Origin of the sequence: Nanhaiella sioensis, assembly GCF_046557775.1 — a bacterium.
Classification (GTDB): Bacteria; Bacillota; Bacilli; order Bacillales; family SM2101; genus Nanhaiella; species Nanhaiella sioensis.
In genome coordinates this window covers 1,760,039-1,775,572 of record NZ_JBKAEG010000001.1, presented here as the reverse complement: position 1 = coordinate 1,775,572, position 15,534 = coordinate 1,760,039, and the positions used below count along the sequence as shown (strand labels likewise).

13 protein-coding genes are annotated in these 15,534 nt (G+C 36.7%); 11 read left to right on the top strand and 2 right to left on the bottom strand.

Going from position 1 to position 15,534, the window contains the following annotated elements:
* The first annotated feature begins 16 nt into the window (after positions 1-16).
* The 4 genes from purM (at position 17) to purD (ending at position 4,691) form a co-directional block, all read left to right on the top strand.
* The gene (purM, locus tag V1503_RS08160) at positions 17-1,057 is read left to right on the top strand and encodes a phosphoribosylformylglycinamidine cyclo-ligase (protein ID WP_410626196.1); all 1,041 of its coding nucleotides are present in this window, start codon (positions 17-19) and stop codon (positions 1,055-1,057) included.
* The gene (gene purN, locus V1503_RS08155; protein ID WP_410626194.1) at positions 1,054-1,638 is read left to right on the top strand and encodes a phosphoribosylglycinamide formyltransferase; all 585 of its coding nucleotides are present in this window, start codon (positions 1,054-1,056) and stop codon (positions 1,636-1,638) included. The genes purM and purN overlap by 4 nt, the downstream gene beginning before the upstream one ends.
* Positions 1,639-1,650: 12 nt before the next feature.
* Positions 1,651-3,183, top strand: coding sequence for a bifunctional phosphoribosylaminoimidazolecarboxamide formyltransferase/IMP cyclohydrolase (gene purH / locus V1503_RS08150; RefSeq protein WP_410626192.1), 1,533 nt, complete (start codon positions 1,651-1,653; stop codon positions 3,181-3,183).
* 224 nt (positions 3,184-3,407) lie between these two features.
* Entirely contained in the window at positions 3,408-4,691 is a 1,284-nt protein-coding gene (gene purD / locus V1503_RS08145) for a phosphoribosylamine--glycine ligase (protein WP_410626190.1), read from the top strand.
* Here the strand turns inward: purD and V1503_RS08140 are convergent.
* Positions 4,654-4,734, bottom strand: coding sequence for an EYxxD motif small membrane protein (locus V1503_RS08140; protein ID WP_352224052.1), 81 nt, complete (start codon positions 4,732-4,734; stop codon positions 4,654-4,656). The two genes, purD and V1503_RS08140, sit on opposite strands and share 38 nt — an antisense overlap.
* Before the next feature lie 276 nt (positions 4,735-5,010).
* On the bottom strand, positions 5,011-5,268 hold the full coding sequence (locus V1503_RS08135) for a YgaP family membrane protein (protein ID WP_214484582.1): 258 nt from the start codon (positions 5,266-5,268) through the stop codon (positions 5,011-5,013).
* Between the two features lie 268 nt (positions 5,269-5,536).
* Here V1503_RS08135 and V1503_RS08130 point away from each other — a divergent pair, with 268 nt between their 5' ends.
* The 7 genes from V1503_RS08130 (at position 5,537) to V1503_RS08100 (ending at position 15,426) form a co-directional block, all read left to right on the top strand.
* Positions 5,537-7,279, top strand: a complete 1,743-nt coding sequence (locus V1503_RS08130; protein WP_410626188.1) for an adenine deaminase C-terminal domain-containing protein — start codon at positions 5,537-5,539, stop codon at positions 7,277-7,279.
* Between the two features lie 54 nt (positions 7,280-7,333).
* Positions 7,334-8,416, top strand: a complete 1,083-nt coding sequence (locus V1503_RS08125) for a DUF3048 domain-containing protein (RefSeq protein ID WP_410626186.1) — start codon at positions 7,334-7,336, stop codon at positions 8,414-8,416.
* Positions 8,417-8,534: 118 nt separating this feature from the next.
* Positions 8,535-8,834, top strand: a complete 300-nt coding sequence (locus tag V1503_RS08120; protein ID WP_214484579.1) for a YerC/YecD family TrpR-related protein — start codon at positions 8,535-8,537, stop codon at positions 8,832-8,834.
* 277 nt (positions 8,835-9,111) lie between these two features.
* Positions 9,112-9,798, top strand: a complete 687-nt coding sequence (gene pcrB, locus V1503_RS08115) for a heptaprenylglyceryl phosphate synthase (protein WP_214484578.1) — start codon at positions 9,112-9,114, stop codon at positions 9,796-9,798.
* 60 nt (positions 9,799-9,858) lie between these two features.
* On the top strand, positions 9,859-12,063 hold the full coding sequence (gene pcrA, locus V1503_RS08110) for a DNA helicase PcrA (protein WP_410626183.1): 2,205 nt from the start codon (positions 9,859-9,861) through the stop codon (positions 12,061-12,063).
* 152 nt (positions 12,064-12,215) lie between these two features.
* Positions 12,216-14,222 carry an NAD-dependent DNA ligase LigA gene (gene ligA / locus V1503_RS08105; RefSeq protein WP_410626181.1) on the top strand — a complete coding sequence of 669 codons (2,007 nt, stop codon included), beginning with the start codon at positions 12,216-12,218 and terminating at the stop codon, positions 14,220-14,222.
* A 13-nt stretch (positions 14,223-14,235) separates the two neighbouring features.
* Positions 14,236-15,426 (top strand): CamS family sex pheromone protein, encoded by a 1,191-nt coding sequence (locus V1503_RS08100; protein WP_410626179.1) that lies wholly within the window; start codon positions 14,236-14,238, stop codon positions 15,424-15,426.
* Positions 15,427-15,534 lie beyond the last annotated feature (108 nt).

Below are 15,534 nucleotides of genomic sequence, written 5' to 3'. Positions count from 1 at the left end.
TTAGGAGGATAAACATATGGCGAATGCTTACAAACAAGCTGGAGTCGATATTGAAGCTGGCTATGAAGCGGTATCACGAATGAAGAAGCATATATTAAAAACAGGCAGACCTGAGGTGCTAGGTGCAATTGGTGGCTTTGGTGGCATGTTTGATTTATCAAAAATGAATGTAAAAGAGCCAGTGCTTATTTCGGGAACAGACGGTGTAGGAACAAAGCTTATGCTCGCATTTATGATGGATAAGCACGACACGATTGGTATTGATGCTGTGGCAATGTGTGTAAATGATATCGTTGTTCAAGGTGCAGAACCGATGTTTTTCCTAGATTACATCGCTTGCGGTAAATCCTCTCCTGAGAAAATAGAAGCGATTGTGAAGGGTATTGCAGATGGTTGTGAGCAAGCTGGTTGTGCTTTAATCGGTGGCGAAACTGCAGAAATGCCTGGCATGTATGACGAAGAAGAGTATGACTTGGCGGGTTTTACTGTCGGAGTTGCAGAGAAAAATAAGCTTGTTACAGGTGAAGCTATTAAAGAGGGGGATGTCTTAATAGGTCTATCCTCAAACGGCATTCATAGTAATGGTTATTCACTTGTAAGAAAAATATTATTAGAAGAAGCTCAGCTTGATTTAATGAATAAATATGGTGACTGTACTTCAGCACTTGGAGAAGAATTATTACGTCCTACTAAAATATATGTCAAACCAATTTTATCCTTGTTAAAACAAAGTCAAGTAAATGGCATGGCACATATTACTGGCGGGGGGTTTGACGAAAATATTCCCCGCATGCTACCAAAGGGATTAGGTGCAGAGGTAGATTTCGGATCATGGCCAATACCTCCTATATTTGATCTTATTCAAGCAAAAGGAAAGCTAGATAAAAGAGAGATGTTTTCGATTTTTAACATGGGGATCGGTATGGTGTTGACGATGAATGAAGAAAATATGCACGAAGCCATTCAATTGTTAGAAGCAGCTGGTGAAAAAGCATTTCTGATCGGTAGGGTAAAAGCAGGTGAAGGTGTAACGTACGGTGGAGGAGCACTAAAATGAAAAATATAGCTGTTTTTGCCTCAGGGAGTGGCACAAATTTTCAAGCGATTGTCGACGCCGTTTATAACGGACATCTTGAGGCTAATGTAAAACTACTTGTGTGTGACAAACCACATGCGAAAGTCATACAACGTGCACAGCAAGCTAATGTTAATGTTTTTTCTTTTTCACCAAAAGATTATGATAATAAGGAATCATTTGAGAAAGAAATCGTTTTAATACTTAAAGAAAATGATGTGGATTTCATTGTGCTGGCAGGTTATATGCGCTTAGTTGGTAGCACGTTGCTTTCTGCGTACAGTGGTAACATTGTTAACATTCATCCTTCTTTATTACCAGCTTTCCCAGGCAAGGATGCTATTGGTCAAGCATTCAGAGCCGGGGCAGCCAAGACGGGTGTAACGGTTCATTACGTTGATGAAGGAATGGATACAGGCCCTGTTATTGCTCAAGAAGAATTGCACATACATGCAGGCGAGACGATTGAAAGTATTGAGGAACGAATCCATCAAATTGAGCATCAATTTTACCCAAACACTTTACAAAAAATTTTTGCAGAAACGAATAACATGAGTAAATAGGAGGAAGAAACAGTGAGAAGAGCGCTAGTAAGTGTATCAGATAAGGAAGGAATAGTACCATTTGTACAAGGCTTAATTGATTGTGGTATCGAAGTAATTTCAACAGGTGGTACGAAAAAGGTTCTTGAGGACAATGGAATCAAAGTCATTGGTATTTCTGAAATTACTGGCTTTCCAGAAATACTAGATGGACGTGTGAAAACTCTTCATCCGAATATTCATGGTGGTTTATTAGCAGTAAGGGATAACGATGCTCATGTAAAACAAATAACTGAACATAATATCACACCTATTGATGTAGTTGTTGTGAATTTATACCCTTTCCAACAAACAATTGAAAAACCAGATGTAACATTAAAAGACGCAATCGAAAATATTGATATCGGCGGGCCGTCTATGCTTCGTTCAGCAGCAAAAAACTATCAAGATGTAACTGTTGTAGTAGACCCAACAGATTATGAAAAAGTACTTGCAGAAATTAGAGAGAACAACTCTGTAACATTTGAAACAAAGCAAAACCTTGCTGCAAAAGTATTTAGACATACAGCTAGATATGATGCACTTATAGCAGAATATTTGACAGAAGTGACAGGTGAAGAAAGTCCAGAGTCATATACAGTTACGTTTGAAAAGAAACAAGACTTACGATATGGAGAAAATCCTCACCAAAAGGCTACATTTTATAAGAAGCCTTTAGGAACTAATTACTCTATCGCAAACGCTGATAAATTACATGGTAAAGAATTATCTTACAACAATATCAATGATGCAGATGCAGCATTAGAAATCGTTAAAGAATTTAATGAGCCAGCTGCAGTTGCTGTTAAGCATATGAACCCTTGCGGCGTAGGTGTAGGCTCAAACGTACTAGAAGCATATAAAAAAGCATATGAAGCAGATGCTACATCTATCTTCGGTGGAATCGTTGTAGTGAATCGCGAAGTAGATACAGAAACTGCACAGCTTATGCATGAGATATTTCTAGAAATCGTCATCGCTCCATCATTTAGCGAGGAAGCATTAAATATATTGACACAGAAGAAAAATATCCGTTTATTAAAAGTTGATTTTTCTAGCCAACAGCATGATGGCAAACGTCTTACTTCCGTGCAAGGAGGCTTACTTGTACAGGATGAGGATGCTAAGTCACTAACGGATGCATCAATCACAATTCCTACGAAACGTGAACCAACTGATCAAGAATGGGCAGATCTTAAGCTAGCATGGAAAGTTGTGAAGCACGTCAAATCAAATGCAATTGTCATTGCAAAGGATGATATGACAATTGGTGTCGGCGCTGGACAAATGAATCGGGTCGGTGCTGCTAAGATTGCAATCGAACAAGCAGGAGATAAAATTGAAGGATCAGCCCTAGGATCAGATGCATTTTTTCCAATGAGTGATACTGTTGAAGCAGCTGCTAAAGCGGGAGTTACTGCAATCATACAACCAGGCGGTTCAATTCGTGATGAAGATTCAATTAAAAAAGCAGATGAATACGGAATTACAATGGTATTCACGGGCATCCGCCACTTCAAGCATTAAGGAAGAAAAGCGAAGCCGACTGCATTGCCTCGACAAGCGATGGAACTATTTCAAATGAAGGCGCTTTTTGCCTTCGGGTTAAGTAGTGAAACGACCTCGAAAGGCAAGGAGGCGGATCTGGACAAAAAGAAATGCAAGAAGCACTTTTTATCCCAGAGATTATATCAAAGATAAATGTATGAGTTGTAATATAAAATGATAATTAGTAGCTGAGGTGAAATACGATGAATGTATTGGTAGTTGGTAGGGGCGGTCGTGAACATACAATTGCATGGAAAGTAGCTCAAAGTTCAAAGGTTAATAACGTGTTTGTAGCACCGGGTAATATAGGTATGGAGGATGTTGCAACGCTTGTAAATATTGACGAAAATGATCATGAAGCACTACTCGAATTTGCAAAGAGTGAGAAGATAGATTTAACGATTGTTGGTCCAGAGGTACCTTTAATAAATGGCATCGTAAATGCATTCCAAAGTAATAATTTACCCATATTTGGTCCGACAAAGGAAGCTGCTCTTATTGAAGGAAGTAAAACCTTTGCAAAGGATATAATGAAAAAGTATGAGATTCCTACAGGTCAATATGAGTCCTTTACATCTTATGAGGAAGCAAAGAACTATCTATTAAATGTAGGAGCTCCAATCGTCATTAAAGCAGATGGTCTTGCAGCTGGAAAAGGTGTAACTGTTGCAATGACGATGGAAGAAGCACTTGAAAGCCTACATGAAATGATGAATGAGGAGAAGTTTGGTGAAGCTAGTACTCAAGTTGTCATTGAGGAATTCTTAGCGGGTGAAGAATTTTCATTAATGGCATTTGTAAATGGAACAGAAGTTTATCCAATGGTCATTTCCCAAGATCATAAACGTGCGTACGATTTTGACAAGGGTCCAAATACTGGTGGAATGGGTGCATACTCTCCTGTACCACAAATTTCAGACGTTGTAGTTGAACAAGCTATTCAAACGATCTTGAAGCCTACTGCAAAGGCGATGGTAGCTGAAGGTCGTTCCTTTACAGGTGTGTTATATGCAGGCTTAATTAATACTACAGATGGACCAAAAGTGATTGAGTTTAACGCTCGATTTGGTGATCCAGAAACACAAGTTGTTTTGCCAAGACTTGAGAGTGATCTTGTAGAGATATTATTGCAAATTTTGAAAGAGAATCGAGTGACGTTAACTTGGAATGATTCAGCAACTATCGGAGTTGTGTTAGCTTCAAAAGGGTATCCAAATCAATATGATAAAGGTGCTGAAATTGCAGGCTTAAATAATGTGAGCGATAAAACATTAGTTTTTCATGCTGGCACAGCAAAGCAGCATGACAAGGTTGTAACGAATGGCGGCCGTGTCTTAGCTATCGTAACAACTGGGAGCTCATTAAAAGAAGCTCAAAACAAAGTTTATCAAGAAATAGATTATATCCAAAGTGAAGGATTATTTTACCGCAAGGATATTGGTAATAAAGCTATCGAACCCGTTTCTTACGAACATACACAAAAGTAATTGCGATAATACTTCCTATTAATATGGTGAGAACAAATGTCATGTCTGTGAAATATTCTATTAGCATAAAATCAACTCCTTAAAGAGTAGCCTCCTGCGGTAAAAATTGCAGGAGGTTGTTAAAGGTCATTTTGTAAGCCCTTTTTTCAGGTTATATGACTGCACGGTATTTTATAAAATTTTGTGATAAAAAAATAGTAGCTTAATTCTTATTGCAATAAACAACTCGTTGTGCAAAAAAGCTAGAGAAAAAGAAGCTGTAATTTATTTGAATTTTCACCTACCCTACGCATCTTCAAAAATACTCTAGCTGTTGTAATTAAGATGGGTTGATTGAATCCATATCATTATTAAGGTTAATTCCTTGTTCATTTTTAGATGTATATTTTTCTATACAAGCAGTTAATGGACAAAATCGAGTGATTCCTTCTCCAATTTTCATACCAGCAATCATTGCAACAACCAAATATGATTCTCTCCAGGGTCTCTTCACCATCTTTGCAGTAGCCCATGACAGTAGAGTAAAACCACAGGTAATGCGCATTAATGCATTGATTATACTAATGTTTGGTTTCATAGATGATTACACACCTTCCTATATCGATATCATTTGTTCAAATTACTTTCGTACGGTAAAATATAAATAAGCCCATAAATTGTTCTTAGCAGATTTTTAGAAGGACAAATAACAATAATTGTGACAAAAACTAAATAAAATAAAGATGGTCAATATGTTGATGAAAACGCATACATAGACGTATGATTTTTATCTCAACAAGTTGATTTATTCCAGAGCATTTCGGAGCAAAGCTCTTCTTATAATTCTGTTTGAATGGAGGAATTCCATGCCTGACCAACGATATAGGTGGAAGAATAAACACCTACGTGAACATGTAGCTGTTATTGATGGAATCATACCACCAACATTGGTTTTAACCAATGCAATATATTTAAATCAAGCGTTAAATCAGTGGGTTAAAGCAAATATTTGGATTTACTATGAGAGAATTATTTATGTTGGTAAAGAACTACCATCTCATAGTGATAAATGTGAAATCGTTGATTGTAATGGGTACTATTTAGTACCAGGATACATAGAGCCTCATGCGCACCCATTTCAGTTATATAATCCCCATTCATTAGCTGAATATGCATCTCAATATGGCACAACAACGTTAATAAACGATAATATGAGTTTGGTTTTACAATTGTCAACAGAGAAAGCGTTTTCTTTTATTTCTAAATTGAAAGATATACCATCAACTTTATACTGGTGGTGTAGGTTTGATCCGCAAACAGAAATTCAAGATGAAGAATTAATTTTTTCTCATACTACTGTTAAGTCCTGGCTTGAGCATGATGCGGTTCTTCAAGGTGGTGAGCTTACTGGCTGGCCGAAGCTTCTTGCTGGTGATGATATGATGCTTCTTTGGATTCAAGAAGCAAAGCGCTTACGCAAACAAATTGAAGGTCATTTTCCAGGGGCATCTGAAAAAACACTTGCAAAAATGATGTTGTTAGGTGCGACAAGTGACCATGAGGCAATGACTGGTGACGAAGTTTATTCTCGTTTGATGCAAGGCTATACGACTTCACTTAGGTATTCATCTATTCGACCAGACTTACCTATGTTGATAGATGAAATACATGCTCTTGGAATTAACAAATATGATCATTTATTCTATACAACAGATGGGTCTACACCATCATTTTATAAACAAGGCTTTATTGACAACATGATTAACATTGCAATAGACAAAGGTGTTCCACCCATTGACGCATACAATATGGCAACAATCAATGTTGCTAGATACTATCAAATAGAGTATTTACATGGCAATATTGCAACGGGAAGGGTAGCGAATATCAATTTCTTAACCGAGAAAGACAACGCGACTCCTGTATCAGTCCTTGCAAAAGGAATATGGTTAAAAAAAGATGGTCGTAATACAAATAACTTTGGTCATTTTTCTTGGGAAGAGGTAGATTGGCCTCAATTAAATATGAAATGGGATTTAAAATCGGAAGACTTACAGTTCTCTATGCCTTTAGGGTTGAAGATGGAAAATGATGTAATTATGAAGCCGTATTCGGTAAATATTGATGTCTCTGTGGACGAATTATCAACAAGCCATGATGAAAGCTTTTTAATGCTCGTTGACCGAAATGGTAAGTGGCGACTTAACACAATTATAAAAGGGTTTGCCTCAAATTTATTAGGTATGGCAAGTTCATTTTCAAATACAGGGGATTTGATCTTAATTGGTAAAAATAAAGCAGACATGCTAACTGCTTACACACGGATGAAAGAAATAGGTGGTGGAATAGTCATAGCTGAAAACAATTCCATCATCTTTGAAATTCCTTTAAAGCTTAATGGAGTCATGTCTTCGCAGCCAATAGCCGAACTCATTCCACAAGAACAGCAATTTAAATTAGTGTTACGTGAACGTGGCTATCAATATGAAGATCCTGTATACTCATTATTATTTTTACAATCGACACACTTACCATATGTTCGCATCACACAGCAAGGAATTTACGATGTGATGAATAAAACTGTACTCTTTCCAACAATAATACGTTAAAATATAAAAGTATAGATATATTATGATAACATTGATAGATAAGGTTGTGTTTTAATGAGGGTTGGGAAATTAGGTATGGCTGTTCTATTAGGTATTGCTATTACTGGATGTAGTAATGAAGACGAACAGGTTGTTAAAGAAGCAGAAGAAATTACAGAGCAAGTAGAAGAAGAAGTCGATGAAACTTCGACAACTGTAGTTGAAGAAGAACAGTTTGAATACAATTATCCTTTAACAGGGATCGGTACGAATGATGAATCGGTTCATCAACGTGCTGTTGCGGTTATGGTTAATAATCACCCAAATGCTCGTCCTCAAACGGGGTTAAATCAAGCAGACTTAGTGTATGAAATGCTTACTGAAGGAGATATTACTAGACTATTGGCTTTTTACCAGAGTGATATTCCAGCAAAGGTAGGTCCAGTAAGAAGTGCAAGGCATGATTTTATTGAACTTAGTGATGGATATGATGCATTGTATGTTTACCATGGTACTTACACAATACTAGAGCAAAAATTACGAAACGGCCTTATCGACAATATTAGTGGAAGTTACCATGATAATGATGGTACTGTTTTTGAACGTGCAAACTACCGTAAAGCACCTCATAATTCCTATTTATTATTTGATGGTTTAAATGGAGTAGCTACTGATCGTTATAACTACTCAGTTACAAATGAAGCTGGTATTCCACCTCTACCATTTATGAGTGATGACGAGGAGATAAGTGGAGATGACGTTCAATCAGTGATGATTACGTACTCAAATAGTTACTATGCTACTGTCGAGTATGTATACGACCAAATGAAGGAAAAATATACACGCTTTACTGGTGAAGATCAAACAAAGGATTTCGAATCTGATATACCCGTCTTAATAGATAATATTATGATTGTTGAAATGGATCATCAAATCATTGATGAAGTAGGTCGTCGGGATATAAATTTACAATCTGGCGGTAAAGGCTATCTACTTCAAAAAGGTAAACTTCAAGAAATTGATTGGCAAAACGTAGATGGGAGAATCCTTCCATATAAAGATGGACAATATGTAAAATTCCTACCAGGGAAAACATGGATTAATATTATTCCAACATCACCAGGACTGGCTGGCGCTGTATCAACCGGAAATGAATAGATAAATAAGATTATGTTGAGTATCTAAAAACAGGTGGAAGTTATTATTTTACCTAAAAAAATTTCATATTTTGTGTACAAAAAACTATATTAATCAAGAGAAGAAGGATGGGATTGTCATGCAAATAGATAAATTACGTGGCAAGGAGCTAGATCAATTATTTAAAGCTGTTCTCTCTCTACGGGATCTAGAAGAGTGCTATAAATTTTTTGATGACTTATGTACAGTCAATGAAATTCAATCGCTTGCCCAACGATTAGAAGTCGCTAGAATGTTACAGGATGGCTTTACTTATCATAAAATAGAAACAGAAACAGGGGCGAGTACAGCTACTATTTCACGTGTGAAGCGTTGCTTGAACTATGGAAATGATGCATATATAATGGCATTAGATAGAGTAAATGACGAAGATAAATAAAGAACAAAAGCCGTTGCACTTAGCTCCGGCTTTTTTGTAGCAATTTTAAGGCTTGATGTTGAGAATCTAATTTAAGTAATAATCATCAAAAAGAAAAAATGCATATCCAGTACGCATGCGATTTCCTATCCGCACATTCTAGGTAACTTAGCTCATTTATCGGAATGTATAGATCGCCCTTAAAAAGGAGTTTCTGTGCTTGGCGGGAATAGCCTGTGCGCGAGCACTTTTCTGTTATAATAGTTTAATGGATATTTGATTGGAGGAAGCATAGGTAATGTATGATTATAGGGAATGGCGTCATGTTTTTAAGCTTGACCCAAATAAAGAGATTTCAGACGAGCATTTAGAAAGAATATGTGAATCAGGTACCGATGCAGTTCTTGTCGGGGGTAGTGATGGTGTCACACTTGAAAATGTACTACATTTAATGTCAAGAATTCGTCGTTATACAGTTCCTTGTGTACTTGAGATTTCTACAATTGCTTCTGTAACCCCAGGGTTTGATTTTTATTTTATTCCTACTGTATTAAACAGCCAAAATATTCAATGGACCATTGGTATGCACCATCAAGCTATTAAAGAGTATGGAGATATCATGAATTGGGAAGAAATTTTAGTTGAAGGTTACTGCATATTAAATGGTGACAGTAAAGCAGCACAACTAACAGAAGCTAACACTTCCATATCAAATGAAGATGTCATTGCATATGCAAGGATTGCCGAAAATTTATATCACCTGCCAATTTTTTATCTTGAATATAGCGGAATATACGGTGATGTAAATATTGTTAAAGATGTCAAAGACGAGTTATCTCATACGAAGTTATTTTATGGTGGCGGAATTTCATCAAAGGAACATGCCTTGGAGATGGCTAAGTATGCGGATACGATTGTAGTTGGTAATATTATTTATTCAGATATTGATGCTGCTCTTGAAACTGTTCAAGTAGTAAAAGAGTAGTTTGTCAAAATGATATATATACGATAAAATAGAACGTATGTTTGTATAGGCGGTGAGGACATGCAGTATATTAGTGAAAGATTGTTAACAGGATTAAATCCTCAGCAACAAGAGGCAGTAAAGGCAACAGATGGGCCACTTCTGATCATGGCAGGAGCAGGCAGCGGTAAGACTAGGGTATTAACGCATCGGATCGCATATTTGATGACAGAAAAAGAAATTGCTCCGTGGAATATTTTAGCGATTACTTTTACAAACAAAGCAGCAAGAGAAATGAAGGACCGTATTCAATCACTTCTAGGCCCAGCCGCTGAAGAAATTTGGATATCTACGTTTCATTCTATGTGTGTACGTATTTTACGCAAGGATATTGACAGAATTGGTATAAACAGAAATTTCTCAATTCTAGATTCTTCAGATCAGCAATCAGTCATAAAAAACATACTTAAAGAAAAGAATATTGACCCTAAAAAGTTTGACCCTCGAACGATCTTATCAACAATTAGTAGTGCCAAAAATGAATTGATTGACGCTGAAGAATATAGTAAGCAAACGGGTAGCTATTATGAAGAAACAGTAAGTAATGTATATAGTGAATATGAGAGCCGTCTTAGAAAGAATCAAGCGCTAGACTTCGATGATCTCATCATGTCTACTATTCACTTATTTAAACGAGTACCAGAAGTGCTTGAATATTACCAGCGCAAGTTTCAGTATATTCATGTTGATGAGTACCAAGATACGAACCGCGCGCAATATATGCTCGTAAAGATGTTAGCAGAACGACTAGAAAATTTATGTGTCGTAGGTGATTCCGACCAGTCTATTTATCGTTGGCGTGGAGCGGACATTGCAAATATCCTATCCTTTGAAAAAGACTACCCAGATGCAAATGTTATCTTATTAGAACAAAATTATCGATCATCTAAGCGCATCTTGCAAGCAGCAAATAAGGTGATTGAACAAAATATGAACAGAAAGCCTAAAAATCTTTGGACAGATAATCCAGAAGGTAATAAGATTTCATATTATCGTGCAAATAATGAATTTAGTGAAGCTCAGTATGCAGCTGGAAAAATCAATGACCTTGTGGGTAGTGGAAACAAGAAGCTTTCAGATTTTGCAATTTTATATAGAACAAATGCACAATCTAGGGTTGTAGAGGAAGTATTATTAAAATCAAATATCAACTATACAATCGTTGGTGGTATTAAGTTCTATGACCGTAAGGAAATAAAAGATATTCTTGCTTATTTACGTGTGATTGCTAACCCCGATGACGATATCAGTCTAACGAGGGTTATTAATGTACCCAAACGTGGGGTAGGTGCTGCCTCTGTAGATAAAATTGCGAACTATGCGATTGCTAATGAGCTATCATTGTTTCAGGCCCTTGAGGAAATAGACATGATTGGTGTAAGTACGAGAGTTAGAAATGCGCTAACAGATTTTCGTAATATGATTCGCCATTGGACTAGCATGCAAGAGTATTTATCTATAACGGAGTTAGTTGAAGAGGTCCTCGAAAAAAGTGGCTATCGAGAAATGTTAAAAAATGAAAAGACGCTAGAATCACAGAGCAGATTAGAAAATATAGAAGAATTTTTATCCGTTACAACAAATTTTGAAAAGCAAAATGATGATAAAAGTTTAGTTGCATTTCTAACTGATCTTGCTCTGGTTGCAGATATAGACCGTTTAGATGAAGAGGAAGAGCAGGATAAGGAAGCTGTTGTTCTGATGACTTTACATTCAGCAAAAGGACTTGAGTTCCCTGTTGTATTTCTATTAGGCATGGAAGAAGGAGTTTTTCCACATAGTCGCTCACTTGATGAAGAGGCTGAAATGGAGGAAGAACGTCGACTAGCTTATGTTGGAATTACACGTGCAGAAAAAGAACTACATTTGTCCAATGCTGAAATGAGAACCTTGTTTGGACGAACGACAATGAATAGTGAATCGAGGTTTATAGGAGAAATTCCTGAAGAATTACTCGATGTTATCGCAGATAATCAAAAGCAAAATACCCCATTCACATCTAGAAGTTCCGTGTCAAAAACTAGCTTCAAATCTGTAGCAAAATCAACTGGTGGAGATACGATTGAGTGGCAAGTAGGTGACAAAGCTTCACATAAAAAGTGGGGCACCGGGACAGTAGTAAGTGTAAAAGGAGAAGGTGAAGGGAAAGAACTTGATATAGCTTTTCCAAGTCCAACAGGTATAAAGCGCTTGTTAGCTAAATTTGCTCCTATTACTAAATCTTAAAAGTCAAGTATGGAAGCAGGATTTTACAATTGAATGAACTAAAGAGATTTTCATTGTGTAATAGTATGTCATAATAATTATTTAAATCTCTTTGTCCAATAACGATGATATAGCAACTCTAAAAGTGTGTATTTATGAAGGAGGGTAAACAGATGGATCGACAAATAGCGGTAAAACGTGTACAAGAATTGAGTACATTAATAACTAAATACAACTATGAGTATCATGTACTAGACCAACCGACAGTGTCTGATTACGAATATGATCAATTAATGCAAGAATTACTTGCAATTGAAGAACAATTTCCAGATCTTAAATCAGCTGACTCTCCTTCACAGCGTGTTGGAGGGGAAATATTAGATTCATTTTCAAAAGTGGAACATGATGTGCCGATGCTTAGTCTTGGAAACGCATTTAATGAAGTTGATTTATTTGATTTTGATCGACGTGTACGTCAAGAAGTAGGGGACGAAATTAGGTATGTTTGTGAACTGAAAATAGATGGTTTAGCTGTATCACTCAAATACGAAGACGGTGTATTTGTTCGCGGTGCGACAAGAGGAGACGGTACCGTTGGAGAAGAGATCACAGCTAATTTAAAGACCATTCGATCAATTCCATTGCGGTTAAATAAGCCAGTTAGTTTGGAAGTTCGTGGAGAAGCCTATATGCCAAAATCCTCATTTAAGAAATTAAATGAGGACAGAATACAGCTTGGAGAAGAACCATTTGCAAATCCTCGAAATGCAGCAGCAGGGTCGCTTAGACAACTTGACACAAAAATAGCAGCCTCTAGAAATTTGTCTATATTTATATATAATATCGCGGAAATGAGTGCTACAAATATCCAGTCACATAGTGAAGGCTTAGCTTATTTGGAGAATATAGGTTTTAAAGTGAGTAACGAGAAAAAAGTTTGTGGGAATATAGAGGAAGTCATCGAGTATGTTTTAAGCTGGCACGAAAAACGTCCTAACCTTGCTTATGATATAGATGGCATAGTTATTAAGGTTGATTCTTTGGAACAGCAAGAACAGTTAGGCGCTACTGCTAAAAGTCCACGTTGGGCAATTGCATACAAATTCCCAGCTGAAGAAGTTGTTACAAAGCTATTAGAAATTGAGCTCAGTGTTGGACGCACTGGTGTGATTACACCTACAGCTATTTTAGAGCCAGTGCAGGTAGCCGGAACAACTGTACAAAGAGCATCACTGCACAATGAAGATTTGATTCGAGAAAAAGACATTAAAATCGGCGATTACGTTACGATTAAAAAAGCCGGAGACATTATACCAGAAGTTGTCAATGTTATTGCTGAAAAGCGCTCTGGAGATGAGTTAAGCTTTCATATGCCTACACATTGCCCAGAGTGTAATAGTGAGCTTGTTAGGTTAGAGGAAGAAGTTGCCTTAAGGTGTATTAATCCTAAATGTCCTGCACAAATTCGTGAAGGGCTGATTCACTTTGTATCTCGAAATGCGATGAATATAGATGGTCTAGGTGAAAAAGTCATCACACAACTATTTGCGAATCAGTTGATTGTGGATGTTGCTGATTTATATAAGTTAACTAAGGAAGAGCTACTAAATCTGGAACGTATGGGTGAGAAATCGGCTACAAATCTTATTCAAGCCATAAATAATTCGAAGCATAACTCATTAGAACGTTTATTATTTGGTCTAGGGATTCGCCATGTTGGAGCAAAGGCTGCTAAAACATTGGCTATGGAATTTGAGACAATTGAAAAACTTCAAGCAGCAACATTCGAACAGTTAATTAGTATAAATGAAATCGGAGAAAAAATGGCTGAATCGATTGTTACATATTTATCAAGCTCTGAAGTTCAAGCATTGATTGAGGAACTGAACAACTTAGGGGTAAATACAAATTTTACTGGGATAAAAGCCCTATCACCAGAAAACGGTGATTCATTTTTTGCAGGAAAAACAGTTGTATTAACTGGGAAGCTTGAACAGCTTACTAGAAACGATGCAAAAGAAAAGATTGAAGCTTTAGGTGGAAAAGTAACGGGAAGTGTGAGTAAAAGCACCAATTTAGTCATTGCAGGTGAAGCAGCGGGTTCTAAATTAACAAAGGCTGAACAGCTATCAATAGAAGTTTGGGACGAACAACGATTAATTACGGAATTTGAAAAATAAGAGGTGTATGATATTGCGGAAAATTATTGCCTTAACTTTATCAACATTATTACTACTCTCTGCGTGTGCACCGAAGTTTGAGAAACAACAAGAAATTGTTAATGAATCAGAAGATACAACTGAACAAGCAATCATTCCTAAGTATCAAATTTCTGATCAATTTTATCGAACAGTTTTAACTGAGGATAATCAAATCAAACCAAGTGAATCAAGAGGGCTGGTTGTTTCAGGCCTGAATACACGATATGACATAGATGAAGTGGAACGAGGACTTATGCGCATTGCACAAGATACCTTTTCTCCAGATGAATATTTTTTCCAAGAAGGACAATATTTAGATCGCCAGACGGTCCAAAGCTGGTTAAATCGAAAATTGACACCAGAACAGCTTCAAGAAAAACTTAACGAGGATCAAAATTTTGTAGATTTAGGGCTAAACCCTAGTATTGATAAGACTGCTGATGCAACTCTAACAGATTTAAATCAAGAAAGCCCTATCTATCTTGCACACATATTGGAACATAATTATTTAGTAGAGAAAGATGAACAAACTGTTGAATTAGGCGGGATTGTCATAGGTCTTGCATTAAATTCGGTTCATTATTTCAAACAAGAACAAGGATATGATAGAGAAGTTAGCATTGACCGATCTGTGCTTGAGAAAGAGGGTAAGAAGATTGCCGAAGAAGTTGTAAGACGAGTGAAATTAATAGACGGGCTCGGGAATATTCCAATTGTTGTCGCATTATTTGAACAACAAAGCAAATCTTCGATTGTACCCGGAAATTTCTTTACGCAGGGAAATGTTAAAGCAGATAGTTCATCTATTGATAAATGGTCCGATATTAATGAACAATATTATTTATTTCCTTCCGACGAAGCTGAAAACGAACATCGCGAGGATGTCGTTACATTTAATAGGCTTAAAGATAGCATTGCTCAATTTTTTCCAAATTACACAGGCATTATTGGCAAAGGGTTTTACAAAGACGATACCCTTCAACAAATGACGGTAGAAATACCGATGCAATTTTACGGTAAGTCAGAAGTCATTGGCTTTACGCAATACGTTACAAATGAGGCATTGGAAATATTCCCTAACTATATATCCTTGCAGATGTATATATCATCAGTTAGAGGTCAAGAGAGTATTGTTATTCGTGAAGCTGGTGAAGAAGAACCTTTCGTTCATATATTTCAATAATAAGCCTGTTATCACTTCTCAGAAACAAACACGAAAATACAATGAGAGTTTCGTAACATCTTATCTTCTAAAAAACGGTTACATGGACAGCTACCGTCTAAACAGAAC

What these genes read in the sequence shown, in the direction of transcription:
- purM (WP_410626196.1), top strand. Translation starts at nt 17, where the DNA reads ATGGCGAATGCTTACAAACAAGCTGGAGTCGATATTGAAGCTGGCTAT.
- purN (WP_410626194.1), top strand. Translation starts at nt 1,054, where the DNA reads ATGAAAAATATAGCTGTTTTTGCCTCAGGGAGTGGCACAAATTTTCAA.
- purD (WP_410626190.1), top strand. Translation starts at nt 3,408, where the DNA reads ATGAATGTATTGGTAGTTGGTAGGGGCGGTCGTGAACATACAATTGCA.
- V1503_RS08140 (WP_352224052.1), bottom strand. Translation starts at nt 4,734, where the DNA reads ATGACATTTGTTCTCACCATATTAATAGGAAGTATTATCGCAATTACT.
- V1503_RS08135 (WP_214484582.1), bottom strand. Translation starts at nt 5,268, where the DNA reads ATGAAACCAAACATTAGTATAATCAATGCATTAATGCGCATTACCTGT.
- V1503_RS08130 (WP_410626188.1), top strand. Translation starts at nt 5,537, where the DNA reads ATGCCTGACCAACGATATAGGTGGAAGAATAAACACCTACGTGAACAT.
- V1503_RS08125 (WP_410626186.1), top strand. Translation starts at nt 7,334, where the DNA reads ATGAGGGTTGGGAAATTAGGTATGGCTGTTCTATTAGGTATTGCTATT.
- V1503_RS08120 (WP_214484579.1), top strand. Translation starts at nt 8,535, where the DNA reads ATGCAAATAGATAAATTACGTGGCAAGGAGCTAGATCAATTATTTAAA.
- pcrB (WP_214484578.1), top strand. Translation starts at nt 9,112, where the DNA reads ATGTATGATTATAGGGAATGGCGTCATGTTTTTAAGCTTGACCCAAAT.
- pcrA (WP_410626183.1), top strand. Translation starts at nt 9,859, where the DNA reads ATGCAGTATATTAGTGAAAGATTGTTAACAGGATTAAATCCTCAGCAA.
- ligA (WP_410626181.1), top strand. Translation starts at nt 12,216, where the DNA reads ATGGATCGACAAATAGCGGTAAAACGTGTACAAGAATTGAGTACATTA.